The organism is Micromonospora humida (assembly GCF_016901255.1).
Lineage (GTDB): Bacteria > Actinomycetota > Actinomycetes > Mycobacteriales > Micromonosporaceae > Micromonospora > Micromonospora wenchangensis.
This window is the reverse complement of the sequence record NZ_JAFEUC010000007.1, coordinates 325834-339095: the sequence shown is the minus strand read 5'-3', so window position 1 is coordinate 339095 and position 13262 is coordinate 325834. Positions and strand designations below refer to the sequence as shown.

At 74.0% G+C, this 13262-nt stretch carries 11 protein-coding genes; 2 read left to right on the top strand and 9 right to left on the bottom strand.

Going from position 1 to position 13262, the window contains the following annotated elements:
* Positions 1-67: 67 nt before the first annotated feature.
* From JQX11_RS16970 to JQX11_RS16950, 5 genes are all read right to left on the bottom strand, one after another.
* The gene (locus tag JQX11_RS16970) at positions 68-949 is read right to left on the bottom strand and encodes a potassium-transporting ATPase subunit C (protein ID WP_204925909.1); all 882 of its coding nucleotides are present in this window, start codon (positions 947-949) and stop codon (positions 68-70) included.
* A complete protein-coding gene (gene kdpB, locus JQX11_RS16965; protein ID WP_204925908.1) occupies positions 949-3138 on the bottom strand; it encodes a potassium-transporting ATPase subunit KdpB in 2190 nt (729 codons plus the stop codon). The genes JQX11_RS16970 and kdpB overlap by 1 nt, the downstream gene beginning before the upstream one ends.
* A gap of 20 nt (positions 3139-3158) precedes the next feature.
* Positions 3159-4814, bottom strand: a complete 1656-nt coding sequence (gene kdpA / locus JQX11_RS16960; protein WP_204925907.1) for a potassium-transporting ATPase subunit KdpA — start codon at positions 4812-4814, stop codon at positions 3159-3161.
* Entirely contained in the window at positions 4814-4903 is a 90-nt protein-coding gene (kdpF, locus tag JQX11_RS16955) for a K(+)-transporting ATPase subunit F (protein WP_067312053.1), read from the bottom strand. Before kdpF ends, kdpA begins: the two co-directional genes overlap by 1 nt.
* A 288-nt stretch (positions 4904-5191) precedes the next feature.
* On the bottom strand, positions 5192-6727 hold the full coding sequence (locus JQX11_RS16950; RefSeq protein WP_204925906.1) for a glycosyltransferase family A protein: 1536 nt from the start codon (positions 6725-6727) through the stop codon (positions 5192-5194).
* Positions 6728-7064: 337 nt separating this feature from the next.
* Between JQX11_RS16950 and JQX11_RS16945 the strand changes: the two genes are divergently transcribed.
* Complete coding sequence (locus JQX11_RS16945; RefSeq protein ID WP_204925905.1) at positions 7065-7493, top strand: ATP-binding protein; 429 nt, start codon at positions 7065-7067, stop codon at positions 7491-7493.
* 126 nt (positions 7494-7619) lie between these two features.
* On the opposite strand, the gene JQX11_RS16940 is transcribed toward JQX11_RS16945, so the two are convergent.
* Positions 7620-8510 (bottom strand): DUF3152 domain-containing protein, encoded by an 891-nt coding sequence (locus JQX11_RS16940; protein ID WP_307826217.1) that lies wholly within the window; start codon positions 8508-8510, stop codon positions 7620-7622.
* A 168-nt stretch (positions 8511-8678) separates the two neighbouring features.
* Here JQX11_RS16940 and JQX11_RS16935 point away from each other — a divergent pair, with 168 nt between their 5' ends.
* Entirely contained in the window at positions 8679-9938 is a 1260-nt protein-coding gene (locus tag JQX11_RS16935) for a DUF2786 domain-containing protein (RefSeq protein WP_204925904.1), read from the top strand.
* 73 nt (positions 9939-10011) lie between these two features.
* Here the strand turns inward: JQX11_RS16935 and JQX11_RS16930 are convergent, their stop codons facing one another.
* The 3 genes from JQX11_RS16930 to JQX11_RS16920 form a co-directional block, all read right to left on the bottom strand.
* Positions 10012-10521, bottom strand: coding sequence for a hypothetical protein (locus JQX11_RS16930; protein WP_204925903.1), 510 nt, complete (start codon positions 10519-10521; stop codon positions 10012-10014).
* A 143-nt stretch (positions 10522-10664) separates the two neighbouring features.
* A complete protein-coding gene (locus JQX11_RS16925) occupies positions 10665-10838 on the bottom strand; it encodes a CsbD family protein (RefSeq protein ID WP_088643694.1) in 174 nt (57 codons plus the stop codon).
* Between the two features lie 146 nt (positions 10839-10984).
* On the bottom strand, positions 10985-13261 hold the full coding sequence (locus tag JQX11_RS16920; RefSeq protein ID WP_204925902.1) for a heavy metal translocating P-type ATPase: 2277 nt from the start codon (positions 13259-13261) through the stop codon (positions 10985-10987).
* Position 13262: the final 1 nt, after the last annotated feature.

Sequence of the window (13262 nt, the reverse complement as noted above, 5' to 3'; positions counted from 1 at the left end):
TGTGCGTACCGCCCCGGGGCGCGACCGCCGGCCGGCACCCCGGGCGGGGGTGCCGGCCGGGCGGGGGTCAACGGGCGGGCAGGTTCCGGTCCAGGGCAAGGTTGAGTTCCAGCACGTTCACCGCGGGGGCACCCATGAAGCCGAGCGCCCGTCCGGTGGTGTGTTCGGCGACCAGCCGCCGCACCACCGCCGGGTCCGCGCCCCGCTCCCGCGCCACCCGGGCCACCTGGATGCCGGCGTACGCGGGGCTGATGTGCGGGTCGAGGCCGCTGCCGCTGGCGGTGACCGCGTCGGCGGGGACGGCGGGGTGCTCCGGCGCGTCCCCCCGGACCGGGGTGACCAGCCCGCCGGCGGCCCGGTAGTCCTCCCCGGGCTGCGCCAGCTCCACCGGCACCCCCTGCCAGGAGGCGACGAACGGGGTGGCCGGGGCGGTCTGGTTGACGCTGACCACCCGGATGATCCGGCCGGTCAGCCCATCGGCGCGGAACACGGCCAGCACCGCGCCCACCCCGTCGGGCGTGCAGTACGGCCGCCGCCCGTCGACGCCGTCGAGCAGGCCGACCGCCCGGCTGCGCGCGCAGACCTGGCTGAGCAGGCTCCGGGTCGACTGTCGCGGGTCGGCGGCGAGGGTGTCCACCACGCTCTCCGGGCCGAGGTTCGAGGCGGCGGAGGCGGTCGGGTCGTAGCCGTCGCCGGCCGCCGACGGGCGGGACTGGAAGTAGCGCGGGACGGGATTGCCGTCGGCGTCGGTGAAGGACTGGCCGATCAGGGCGCTGCCGACGGCCCGGCCGTCCACGGTCAGCAGCGATCCGTCGGCCTTCGCGTCGAGACCGGGGAGCCGGCCGGCGGCGACCAGGGCGAGCGGGTAGGCGACGCCGAGCAGCACGGTGAACACGAGCAGGGCACGCAGGGCGGCGAGGTGTCGGGCGAGCCAGGCGGGTAGACGCATCACGAGATCCCCGGGACGTACTGGACGAGCAGGTCGATGAGTTTGATGCCGACGAACGGCGCGACGAGGCCGCCGACGCCGTAGACCAGCAGGTTGCGGCCGAGCAGTGCCGACGCGGCGGCCGGCCGGTACCGCACGCCGCGCAGCGCCAGCGGGATGAGCGCGACGATGACCAGGGCGTTGAAGATCACCGCGGCGAGGATCGCCGACTCGGGGCTGCCCAGCCGCATCACGTTGAGCCGGTCCAGGCCCGGGTAGAGGCCGGCGAACATGGCCGGGATGATCGCGAAGTACTTCGCCACGTCGTTGGCGATGCTGAACGTGGTCAACGCGCCCCGGGTGATCAGCAACTGCTTGCCGATCTCGACGATCTCGATCAGCTTCGTCGGGTCGGAGTCCAGGTCGACCATGTTGCCGGCCTCCTTCGCCGCCGACGTGCCGGTGTTCATCGCGACGCCGACATCGGCCTGGGCCAGGGCGGGGGCGTCGTTGGTGCCGTCCCCCGTCATCGCGACCAGCCGGCCGCCCTCCTGCTCCCGGCGGATCAACGCGAGCTTGTCCTCCGGGGTGGCCTCGGCGAGGAAGTCGTCCACCCCGGCCTCGTCGGCGATCGCCTGCGCGGTACGCGGGTTGTCGCCGGTGATCATCACGGTCCGGATGCCCATCCGGCGCAGCTCGGCGAACCGCTCCCGCATCCCGGCCTTCACCACGTCCTTGAGGTGGATGACGCCGAGCACGCGGGCGGGTTCCCCGGCCACGTGTTCGGCCACCACCAGCGGGGTGCCGCCGTGTCCGCCGATCCCGTCGACGATCCCGTCGATCCCGCTGTCCGGCGCGCCGCCGTGCTCCCGTACCCAGGCCAGCACCGCGGTCGCCGCACCCTTGCGGACCTGGCGGGCCGGCGCGTCAGGTGGCGTCAGGTCGACGCCGCTCATCCGGGTCTGCGCGGTGAACGGCACGAAGTCGGCGTACGGCAGCGGGTCCGGCGCCGACGCACCCGGGTCGAACTCCCGCGCGGCCAGCGACACCACCGACCGCCCCTCGGGCGTCTCGTCGGCGAGGCTGGACAGCCGCGCGGCGGCGGCCACCTCGCCGGCGGTGATCCCGTCGACCGGCAGGAACGCGGTGGCCTGCCGGTCACCCAGGGTGATCGTGCCGGTCTTGTCGAGCAGCAGGGTGCTGACGTCCCCCGCCGCCTCCACCGCCCGGCCGCTCATCGCGAGCACGTTGCGCTGCACGAGGCGGTCCATCCCGGCGATGCCGATCGCCGACAGCAGCGCCCCGATGGTGGTGGGGATCAGGCAGACCAGCAGGGACACCAGCACCACCCCGGTCACCCCGGTGCCGGTGACCGCCCCGGTGTCCGGGGCCGCGGCCTGCCAGCCCTTGGCGGAGATCGCCAACGGTTGGAGGGTGACCACGGCCAGCAGGAAGATCAGGGTGAGTGCGGCGAGCAGGATGTTCAGCGCGATCTCGTTCGGTGTCTTCTGCCGGTCGGCCCCCTCGACCAGGGCGATCATCCGGTCGATGAAGCTCTCCCCCGGCCGCTGGGTGATCCGCACGACGATCCGGTCCGACAGCACCCGGGTGCCGCCGGTGACGGCGCTGCGGTCGCCGCCGGACTCGCGGATCACCGGGGCGGACTCGCCGGTGATCGCGGACTCGTCGACGCTGGCGATGCCCTCGACGACGTCGCCGTCGCCGGGGATGATCCCGCCGGCGCTCACCAGGACGACGTCCCCCTGCCGCAGTTGCGGTGCGGGCACCGCCTCGTCGGTGTAGGTGTCGGCGCGGGCACCCGGTGCCCAGCCGACCAGGCGGGTGGCGATGGTGTCCCGCTTGGCCTGCCGCAGCGAGGCGGCCTGCGCCTTGCCCCGGCCCTCGGCGACCGCCTCGGCGAGGTTGGCGAAGATCACGGTGAGCCAGAGCCAGCCGGTGATCGCCCAGCCGAACACCGACGGGTCGGCGACCGCCAGGACGGTGGTGAAGGCCGCGCCGATCGCCACGATCAGCAGCACCGGGCTGCGCCACAGGGTGCGCGGGTCGAGTTTGCGCAGCGCCCCGGGCAGGGACCCGGCCAGTTGCCGGGGGTCGAGCAGGCCGCCACCGGCCCGGCGGGCGGGGGTGTCGACGGCGGGGGTGTCGACGGCCGGCCGGTCGTCGTCGGTGGTCACGGACGCGACGGACATGTCCTCGTTCCTCATCCGGGTCACAACCCTTCGGCCAGCGGGCCGAGCGCGAGCGCGGGTAGGTAGGTGAGCGCCACCAGGATCACCGTGACGCCGACGACCATCCCGACGAAGAGCGGTCGGTGCGTCGGCAGGGTGCCCTCGGAGGCGGGGACGGGCGCCTGGCGGGCGAGCGAGCCGGCCAGGGCGAGCACGAAGATGATCGGCAGGAACCGGCCGAGCAGCATGCACAGGCCCAGCGCGGTGTTCCACCACGCGGTGTTCACGGTGATCCCGGCGAACGCCGAGCCGTTGTTGTTGCTCGCCGAGGTGAACGCGTAGAGCACCTCGGTCAGGCCGTGCGGGCCGGTGTTCAGCGCGGTCGCGTCGTTGCCGGTGGCGAAGGCGGTGGCGGTGCCGATCAGCACCAGGGCCGGGGTGACCAGGAAGTACAGCGAGGCGAAGGTGATCTCCCGGGTGCCGATCTTCTTGCCCAGGTACTCCGGGGTCCGGCCGACCATCAGCCCGGCGACGAACACCGTGATCACCGCGAGCACCAGCAGCCCGTAGAGGCCGGCGCCGACACCGCCGGGGGCGACCTCGCCGAGCATCATGTTGCCCAGCGTCATCATCCCGCCCAGCGCGGTGTACGAATCGTGGAACGAGTTCACCGCACCCGTCGAGGTCAGCGTGGTGACCGCCCCGAACGTCGCCGAGTCCGACACGTCGAAGCGGACCTCCTTACCCTCCAGCGCCGCGCCGACCGCCTGCGGCACGGTGCCGTGCCCGGCCAGCTCGAACCCGGTGGTGAGGGCGACGCTGCCGAGCGCCAGGACGGCCATCACCGCGACGACGGCGTAGCCCTGCCGCTGCTGGCCGACCATCCGGCCGAGGACCCGGGGCAGGCTGAACGGGATCAGCAGGATCAGGAACAGCTCGACCCAGTTCGTCCAGGCGGTAGGGTTCTCGAACGGGTGGGCGCTGTTGGCGTTGTAGAAGCCACCGCCGTTGGTGCCCAACTCCTTGATCACCTCCTGGCCGGCCACCGGGCCGCCGGGGAGGCTCTGGCCACCGCCGGTCAGGGTGGTCACGTCGGTGCCGGCGGAGAGGTTCTGCACCACGCCGCCGAGCATCAGCACCAGCGCGCCGAGCACCGCGACCGGCAGCAGCACCCGCAGCACGATCCGCACCAGGTCGACCCAGAAGTTGCCCACCTCGCCGGTGCGGCTGCGGGCGAAGCCCCGGATCAGGGCCACCGCCACGGCGATGCCCACCGCGGCGGAGACGAAGTTCTGCACCGCCAGGCCGGCCATCTGCACCAGGTGCCCCATGGTCGACTCGCCCGCGTACCACTGCCAGTTCGTGTTGGTCACGAAGGACACCGCGGTGTTCCAGGCCCCGTGCGGGACCACCGGGTCGAAGCCCAGCGACAACCACAGGTGGTTCTGCCACCGTTGGAGGGCGTAGAGGAACAGGACCGAGACGGCGGAGAAGGCGAGCACGCTGCGGGCGTAGACGCCCCACGACTGTTCGGCGGCCGGGTTCACCCCGACCAGCCGGAACACCCCACGCTCCAGCCGGGACCGGCGGGTGCCGGTGACCGACCGGTACAGGTGGTCACCGACCGGGCGGTACGCGACGACGAGCGCCACCACCAGGGACGACACGAAGACGACGCCGGCTGTCCCCGTGGTCATCAGAAACGCTCCGGGAACAGCAGCGCGACGACCATGAACACACCCAGACCGATCGCCAGCACCAGGCCGACGGCGTTGACGGCGTTCACCGCTTCTCCACGCCCCTCACCACGAGGGTGAGCGCCGCGAACAGCACCACCGTCACCAGCACGAACACCACGTCAGACACGCGGACTCCCCCAACCGGACGGGTACGCGTGACCGCTTCCCGGCCACGCCGGGCAATCACAACGCGCCGTCGCCCGTGGGGGCAGGGTCCATAACGCGACCGTGACGGGGGGCCACGGTTTCTTGACGGGTTCTTCACGCCGGCCACCGTCGCGGTGACGGCGGTCACGGTAGGGCCGGTCCGCGCCCCGCCACGGGGCCGGGCCGGGTCAGCGGCGGATGGCCCGCCGGATCGACTCGGGCACCCGGCGGGCCACCGCCCGCCGCAGCCGGAAGCGCAGGCTGCCCAGGTGCGGCACGGCGACCGGCCGCGCCCCGTCGGTCGCGCAGCGGAACGCCACCGGGAGTACGGCGTCCTCGGTCCAGCCGCAGCAGGTGACCCGGGCCTTGAGGTCCCAGGTGCCCCTGCTCCGGCCGCCGTTGAGGGCACCGACGTCGAGGCGGGCGGTGCCCCGCTGGACCAGCCGCAGCTCGCCGTCGGCCGTCGGGACCAGCTCGACCGTGCCGGTGACCGGCACGAAGAACTCCTCCCGGGTTTCGCGCTGCCGGGCGATCACGTCGAGCTTGGACTGCTTGATCCGGGCGGTGGCGTCCCGCAGGTCGGCCGGGACGTCGTCCACCGGCACCACCAGCAGCCGCTGCTCGCCTTCGGCGGTGAGGGTGAGCGGCCGGTCGCCGAAGGACAGCTCGGCGGTGAGGGTGACGGTCAGGGTGGTGGCGTCCCGCTCGATCCGCTGCACGGTGGGCACCGCCCGGACGGCCGCCTCCCACTCGGCGAGCCGGCGCAGGTCCAGGGTGCGTCCCTGCTCGATGAGCCGGGTGATGATCCGTTGCAGCGGCGGCAGGCCGGCCGCGACGCCCGGGGCGAACCGGTCCCGGATCGTCCGCTGCGCCTCGCCGACCAGCTGGTCCGCCCAGTCGGCGGGGGCGTCGAGCAGCCGCCGGCCGCGTACCCGGGACACCATCTCGTTGCGCAGCCAGCGCCGGTGCAGCCGGTCGCGCAGCGGGCCGGGCTCGGTGTGCGCGTCGACGATGTCGAGCGCCTCGCGCAGGTTGACGAAGTAGCCGGCCGGCTCCAGCGCGGTGGCCGTGACGTTGCCGGCGTCGACCCGCCGCTGGTGGTGGTAGCAGACGTAGTCGGCCAGCACGCAGGTGCGCCGGGACAGGAAGTACGCCCGGGTGACGAAGACGTGGTCCTCCAGCCGACGCTTGCCCTCGGGGAACCGCAGGCCGTGCTCGACGAGGAAGGAGCGTCGGAACAGCTTGTGCGCGGTGAGGCTGTCGATCAGGGGCGCGTTCTCCAGCGTGGCGTCGAACCGGTTGCGCCGGAACAGCTCACGCGGCACCGAACGGCGGTGCCCGGCCATCTTGCCGACCACCAGGTCCGCGTCGTGCTCGGTGGCGCAGGCGTGGAGGCGTTCCAGCGCCTCCTCGCCGAACCAGTCGTCGTCGTCGGCGAAGAAGACGTACTCGCCCCGGGCGTGCTCGACGCCGAGGTTGCGGGGGCGCGACGGCCAGCCGGAGTTGTCGATGTGCAGCACCCGGAAGTGCGGGTGGGCGGCGGCCAGCTCGTCGAGGCGGGGGCCGGTCGAGTCGGTCGAGCCGTCGTCGACGAACATGACCTCGAACTCGTCGGCAGACAACGACTGGCCCAGCAACGAGGTGACGAGCTTCTCGATGTGCGGCCCGGAGTTGTACGCCGGGACCACGACGGTCACCTTGGGGGTCTTCGTACTGGCGGTCATGGCTCTTCCTGAGGCGGTCCGTGAGCCGGCGCGGGGATGCGCCCAACCGTGCGGACGGGCACCCGTTCCGGGGCGTTCCGTCGCCGACATGGCCCGTTCAGTTTGCGGACTTTACGCGACCGCAGGGGCGGATGCAGACCCCGAATCGGATGATTTCTGCGATCCCCGACGGGATGCCGGAACCCCACCCGCTTCTGCCTGGCAGACCACCCTCGACAGTGGCCCGAAGCACACCCGGCACACCGCTGGTGGTGTGCGGGGCGTGGCGTGGCGTGACGACGAATCCCCGACACCGGGAGCGGGCATAGCGGGCCGCTACGCAGGGTAAACCGGGATCATGGCACAGCTTCTCACCTCGCCGCCCCCGCCGCAGGCCGCCGAGTTGCGCCGGTGGGAACTGGCCGACCCCGCCGACCTGCGTACCCTGCGCGCCTCCCTGCACGAGGCCCTCACCGGTGAGCGACTCCTCGACGGTCAACGGATGGACGAGGTCCCCGAGTTGATCGTCCTGGTAGCTACCGAACTCGCCACCAATGCCCTCAAACACGGCATTCCGCCGACCATTGTCCGGTTGTTGGCCGTCGACGACTCGCTCATCCTCGACGTGGCCGACCACGACCTCAGCAGCATCCCCGAACTGGCCGACACCCGCCCGATGGGCGCCGGAGGCCGGGGGCTCCAGATCGCCATGGCCGTCTCGCTCAAGGTCGGCTGGTACGCCACCGACCGCACCAAGAACATCTGGGCGTCCTTCCCCCGCCGGTGACCGGGCGGCGCGACGGGGCGACGCCCGCTTGATCGACTCAACGGGGCCGATGATGCGCCTTTGCCCGCCCGGGACAGCGCATCATCGGCCCATCCGGGGTCGGTCAACGCCCGCCCGGCGACCGGGTCAGTCGTCGGAGGGGATCGGGTCGTCGTACTCGCCGGCCGGGCCGGTCAGCAGGGTGCCGCCCACCATCGGCCAGGCGTTCGGCCGGCAGCCGTGCAGGCCGAGGGTCTGCTGCTGCATCACCGGGGCCGGCCCGCCCGCCGCCGGACACCGTTCGTGCCCCCGGCCCAGCCGGTGCCCCACCTCGTGGTTGAGCACGTACGCCCGGTAGGTGCCGAGGTCACCCCGGAAGTCGGGAACGCCCCGGGCCCAGCGCGCCACGTTGACCACCACCCGGTCGCCGTTGCGGCAGGAGGTGTACCGGTCGGAGGTGTCCCCGCACAACTCGCCCCGGGTGACCGGGGTGGTCAGCAGCACGGTGAAGTCGGCCGGGGTGTCGCCGCCGACCCGTTGCAGCCGCCACCGGCCGTCGGCGGTCCAGCCCCGGCGGTCGGCGAGCACCACCGCCACCTCCCGCCCGAACCGCTCCGGGTCGACGTCGTCGATGCCGCCCTCCACCGCCACCCGGTAGCGCAGGAGCTGCCCCCCGCTCCCGGCCACCGCACCCTGCGCGGTCGCCGTCCGCCAGGTGCCGGTCCCCCGCTGCGGATAGCGCAGCGCCGCCGGGGCGGGCCTGGCGGCGGGGGGCACGGCGGAGGAGAGCGGGGCGGGCGCCTGCTCCCCGGGCGGCACCGGCGGCACCGCCGCGTTGGCCGGCCGGAGCGGTTCCCGCCGTACGTCGCCGACGAGGGCGCCCAGGTCGACGCCCTGCCGCTGGGCCACCACCGCACCACCGGCGGCCAGCGCGGCCACCACCAGCACCGCCGTCAGGACGCCGGCCGGGGTCGCGCCCCGCCGTCGTCCCCGGTGCCGGCCGCGGTCGACGGACTCGCTCACCGTCAGGGTGCTCACCGTTCGCCTCCTGTGTCCACCCGGGTCCACTCCGGGCAGGAGTACGGGCGCGGGCGACGAACGGATGAGTGGCGGGCAGGGGCAATCCGGGCCCGGGTACCGTTGCCGGGCAGACACTCCCGACGATCCGGACACCACCCGGCCGTCGTCCCCCAGGAAGGACCACAGGTGCCGGACGCCGACGCCCTCATCACCGCCGCGGTCGCGGCGGTGCGCGGCACCGACGTACGCGACGCGGAGCGGAACCTGGACCGGCTGGTGGTCGGCAGCGCCCCGGCGCGGGCCGGCGACGACGGCGGCCGGGACGTCCCCGCCGGGCCGGCGGCGGTGGACGCCGCGCTGCTGCGCCGGCTCGTCGCCGCCGTGCACCGGCTCTGGCCCCGGGGCTGGCAGCCGGTCGACGTGGCCCGGATCGTGGCCCGCCGGCTCGGCGCACGCCCCGGCCGGCTGGTCGTCGACGCGCTCGCCGCCGACCGGGCGGCCCGGCCCGGCCCGGTGCCGCAGTGGTGGGACGACCAGTTGACCGACCTGGACGCCCGGGTCCGTTGGGACGACGACGCCGGCTGGCTGGGCGGGTGGGCGGCCCGCGAGGGCACGGACCGGATCGCCGCCCTGCGTGACGCGGTCGAGGTGCTGGCACTACTGGCCGGCCTGCCGCCGGTCGCGGTGCTGCGCCCACCGCCCGGCGTTGTCGGTGCCGCGGCCGTGACCGGGCCGTCCGGCTCCCGCGTCCTCGACCGGGTACGCGCGCTGCTGGCCAAGGCGGAGTCCACCACCTTCCCCGCCGAGGCGGAGGCGTTCACCGGGAAGGCGCAGGAGTTGATCGCCCGGCACAGCCTGGAACGGGCGCTGGTCGAGTCGACGGCCGCCCACCCGGACCAGCCCGGCGGGGTCCGGATCAGCACCGACGCCCCGTACGCGGGCGCGAAGGCGCTGCTGGTGCAGGAGGTGGCGGCGGCGAACCGGTGCGAGTCGGTATGGTCCGACGATCTCGGCTTCGCCACCGTGCTCGGCTTCCCCGCCGACCTGGAGGCGGTCGAACTGCTGCACACCTCGCTACTGGTGCAGGCCACCGCCGCGATGCTGCGCGGCCGGCGGGAACGGCGCGGCGGCGGCCGGCGGACCAGGGCGTACGACGAGGCTTTCCTGCACGCCTTCGCCCGGCGCATCGGTGAGCGGCTGCGGGCCGCGACCGACGCGGCGGACCGGCAGGCGGCCCAGGACACCGGGGCGGACCGCCTGCTGCCGGTGCTCGCGGCCCGCTCCGGCGCGGTACGGGAACGGATGGACACCCTCTTCCCCGGTGTCACCCGGGCCCGGCTGACCGTGCGGGACGCCGAGGGCTGGCAGTCCGGCACCTCGGCCGCCGACCGGGCCTCGCTCGCCGGCGGCACGTCGCCGTCGCGCCCGCTGCCCGGTCGACGCTGAGCTGCCCGGTCGACCGAGCTGCCCGGTCGACGCTGAGCCGTCGCGGTAGGGCCCCGACGGCCGTGACGCCGGCTCAGACGTGGCAGTCGCGGGTGAGCCGGGGCGGGATGTCGACGAAGTCGGTGCCCATCCAGCTCGCCGGGCTCTTGGCCGCCGCCCCAGAGTCGATCTTCGTGGCGGTCTCCTGGACCAGCTTCTTGATCCGGTCGTCCTGCGCCTTGCGGGCCTGCGCGCGGACGTCGTCGGCGAGCCGGCTCAGCCGCCCCTTGAGCTTGCCGTTGAGCTGTTCCGGGGTGAGTTCCTCGCGGGTGGCGTCGACCGAGTCGGCGGCGATCTGCCGGCTGCCATCGATGATCAACTGATCGACGGCGCGGCAGACCTGCGCGGTGTTCGCGGCGGTGCCGGCGCTCGGTCCGGTGCTCTCCGGGGCGGTGGCGGTCGACGCCTCCGGTGTGGGTTCCCCGGTGGTGGCGGTGGCCGACGGGCCGGGTGCGGCGTCGGTGCCGGCCTCCTCGTCCGAGCAGCCGGTGGCGAGGACGGCGAGGACGGCGAGGGTGAGTGCGGTGGCGGAGCGGCGATGCATCGACTTTCCCCGTTCGGTGTGACGGCCGTACCGCGACACGATGCCGCACGGGCGGGCGGGAAATCGAATCGGCGGGCACCGGCGGGCCCGGACACGCGTCACGCCGGCCCGACGGGGTCGGTCCGGCGTGACGGTGGTGCGGTTCAGCTCTTGAAGGCGTCCTTGACCTTCTCGGCGGCCTGCTTGAGGCTGGACTTGGCCTGGTCGTTGCGGCCCTCGGCCTCAAGGCGCTCGTTGTCGGTCGCCCGGCCAACGCCTTCCTTGATCTTGCCGGCGGTGTTCTCGGTCGTGTTGCCGATCTTGTCGTCGAACCCCATGAGAGCCTCCCGATGTGAGCATGTCGTTCCAACGACCTTCAACTACCCCCGCCCCCCGTCCCCAAAACACCCCCGCCACCGGCCCCGGCCCGATGACCAAGAGGTTCGCGTCACCCGGGAGCCGGCCGGTGACGCGAACCTCTTGATCAACTCGGCTGTGCGGGGTGGAGGGTGGTGGTGGAGAAGCGGCGCAGGCGGAGGCTGTTGGCCACCACGAAGACCGACGAGAAGGCCATCGCCGCGCCCGCGATCATCGGGTTGAGCAGGCCGGCGGCGGCCAGCGGGAGGGCGGCCACGTTGTAGGCGAACGCCCAGAACAGGTTCCCCTTGATCACGGCGAGGGTGCGCCGGGAGAGCCGGATCGCGTCCACCGCGGCGGTCAGGTCGCCCCGGACCAGGGTCAGGTCGGACGCCTCGATCGCCACGTCGGTGCCGGTGCCCATGGCCAACCCCAGGTCGGCCTGGGTCAGGGCGGCGGCGTCGTTGATCCCGTCACCGACCATCGCGACCGTGTGGCCCTGCTCCTGGAGCCGGCGTACCACGTCGACCTTGTCGGTCGGCAGCACCCCGGCGGTCACCCGGTCGATGCCGACCTCGGCGGCCACCGCCTGCGCGACCGTCGCGTTGTCCCCGGTGAGCAGCACCGGGGTCAGGCCCAGGGCCCGTAGCCCGGCGACCGCCTCCCGGCTGGTGGGTCGGACCACGTCGGCCACCGCGAGGACCCCCCGCGCCCGCCCGGACCAGCCCGCCACCACCGCCGTACGCCCGGCGGCCTCCGCCTCGGCCATCGCCCGGACCACCTCCCCGGGTACGTCCAGACCCCGCTCGCGCAGCAGCCCCGGTCGCCCGACGACGAGGTCGTGGCCGTCGACGGTGCCGGTGACGCCGAGCCCCTCGGTGGCGGCGAACCCGGTGACCGGGGGCAGTTCCCCGGCCTCGGCGGCACCGGCGGCCACGGCGCGGGCGATCGGGTGCTCGGAGCCGGCCTCCACCGCCCCGGCGAGCCGGAGCAGTTCGGCCCGGTCCTGCCCCTCGGCGGGGCGGACGTCGACCAGGGTCATCCGGCCGGTGGTGACCGTGCCGGTCTTGTCCAGCACCACCGTGTCGACCTGCCGGGTGGACTCCAGCACCTCCGGACCCTTGATCAGGATGCCGAGCTGGGCGCCCCGTCCGGTGCCGACCAGCAGCGCGGTCGGGGTGGCCAGGCCGAGCGCGCACGGGCAGGCGATGATCAGCACGGCCACGGCGGCGGTGAAGGCGGCGGTGGGGCCGGCCCCGGACCCCAGCCACCAGCCCAGGGTGCCGACGGCCAGCACGATGACGACCGGCACGAACACCCCGGAGATCCGGTCGGCGAGCCGCTGCACGGCGGCCTTGCCGGTCTGCGCCGCCTCCACCAGCCGGGCCATCTGGGCGAGCTGGGTGTCCGCGCCGACCCGGGTGGCGGTGACGACCAGCCGGCCGCCCGCGTTGACGGTGGCACCGGCCACCGTGTCGCCGGGCCCCACCTCGACCGGCACCGACTCGCCGGTGAGCATGCTGGCGTCGACCGCCGAGGTGCCCTCGTCGACCCGCCCGTCGGTGGCGATCTTCTCGCCGGGCCGGACCACGAACCGGTCGCCCACCACGAGCTGGTCGACCGGAACCCGGGTCTCCGTGCCGCCGCGCAGCACGGCGACGTCCCGCGCGCCGAGTTCGAGCAGGGCGCGCAGGGCCGCCCCGGCGGTCCGCTTGGAGCGGGCCTCGAAGTAGCGGCCGGCCAGCAGGAACACGGTCACCCCGGCGGCGGCCTCCAGGTAGATGTTGCCGGCACCGTCGGTGCGGACGATGTCCAGCCGGAACGGGTGGGTCATCCCGGGCATCCCGGCGTCACCGAGGAAGAGCGCCCAGAGCGACCAGCCGAACGCGGCCAGGGTGCCGAGCGACACCAGGGTGTCCATGGTCGCCGCGCCGTGCCGCAGGTTGGTCCAGGCGGCCCGGTGGAACGGCAGCCCGCCGTACGCGACCACCGGGGCGGCCAGGGTCAGTGACAGCCACTGCCAGTAGGTGAACTGCCAGGCCGGCACCATCGCCAGCACGATCACCGGCAGGGTGAGCACGGCCGACACCCGCAGCCGGGTCCGCAGGGCGGCCAACTCGTCGACCGGCGCACCGGCCGGTTCCGTGCCGGCGGGGGCGGGCGGCGGCGGGACGACGGCGGTGTAGCCGGTCTTCTCGACGGTGGCGATCAGGTCGTCGGGGGTGACGCCGTCGGCGTACCGGACGGTGGCCTTCTCGGTGGCGTAGTTGACGCTCGCCTCGACGCCGTCGAGCCGGTTGAGCTTCTTCTCGATCCGGGCGGCGCAGGAGGCGCAGGTCATCCCGCCGATGGCCAGCTCGATCTGGTGGGGCGCGGTGGGCAGGTTCTGGGTGGTCGGGGTCATC

Excerpts from the sequence above, each read along its gene's own strand:
- kdpB (WP_204925908.1), bottom strand. The coding sequence starts at position 3,138 with ATGTCCGTCGCGTCCGTGACCACCGACGACGACCGGCCGGCCGTCGAC.
- JQX11_RS16950 (WP_204925906.1), bottom strand. The coding sequence starts at position 6,727 with ATGACCGCCAGTACGAAGACCCCCAAGGTGACCGTCGTGGTCCCGGCG.
- JQX11_RS16920 (WP_204925902.1), bottom strand. The coding sequence starts at position 13,261 with ATGACCCCGACCACCCAGAACCTGCCCACCGCGCCCCACCAGATCGAG.
- JQX11_RS16945 (WP_204925905.1), top strand. The coding sequence starts at position 7,065 with ATGGCACAGCTTCTCACCTCGCCGCCCCCGCCGCAGGCCGCCGAGTTG.
- kdpA (WP_204925907.1), bottom strand. The coding sequence starts at position 4,814 with ATGACCACGGGGACAGCCGGCGTCGTCTTCGTGTCGTCCCTGGTGGTG.
- JQX11_RS16930 (WP_204925903.1), bottom strand. The coding sequence starts at position 10,521 with ATGCATCGCCGCTCCGCCACCGCACTCACCCTCGCCGTCCTCGCCGTC.
- JQX11_RS16970 (WP_204925909.1), bottom strand. The coding sequence starts at position 949 with ATGCGTCTACCCGCCTGGCTCGCCCGACACCTCGCCGCCCTGCGTGCC.
- JQX11_RS16925 (WP_088643694.1), bottom strand. The coding sequence starts at position 10,838 with ATGGGGTTCGACGACAAGATCGGCAACACGACCGAGAACACCGCCGGC.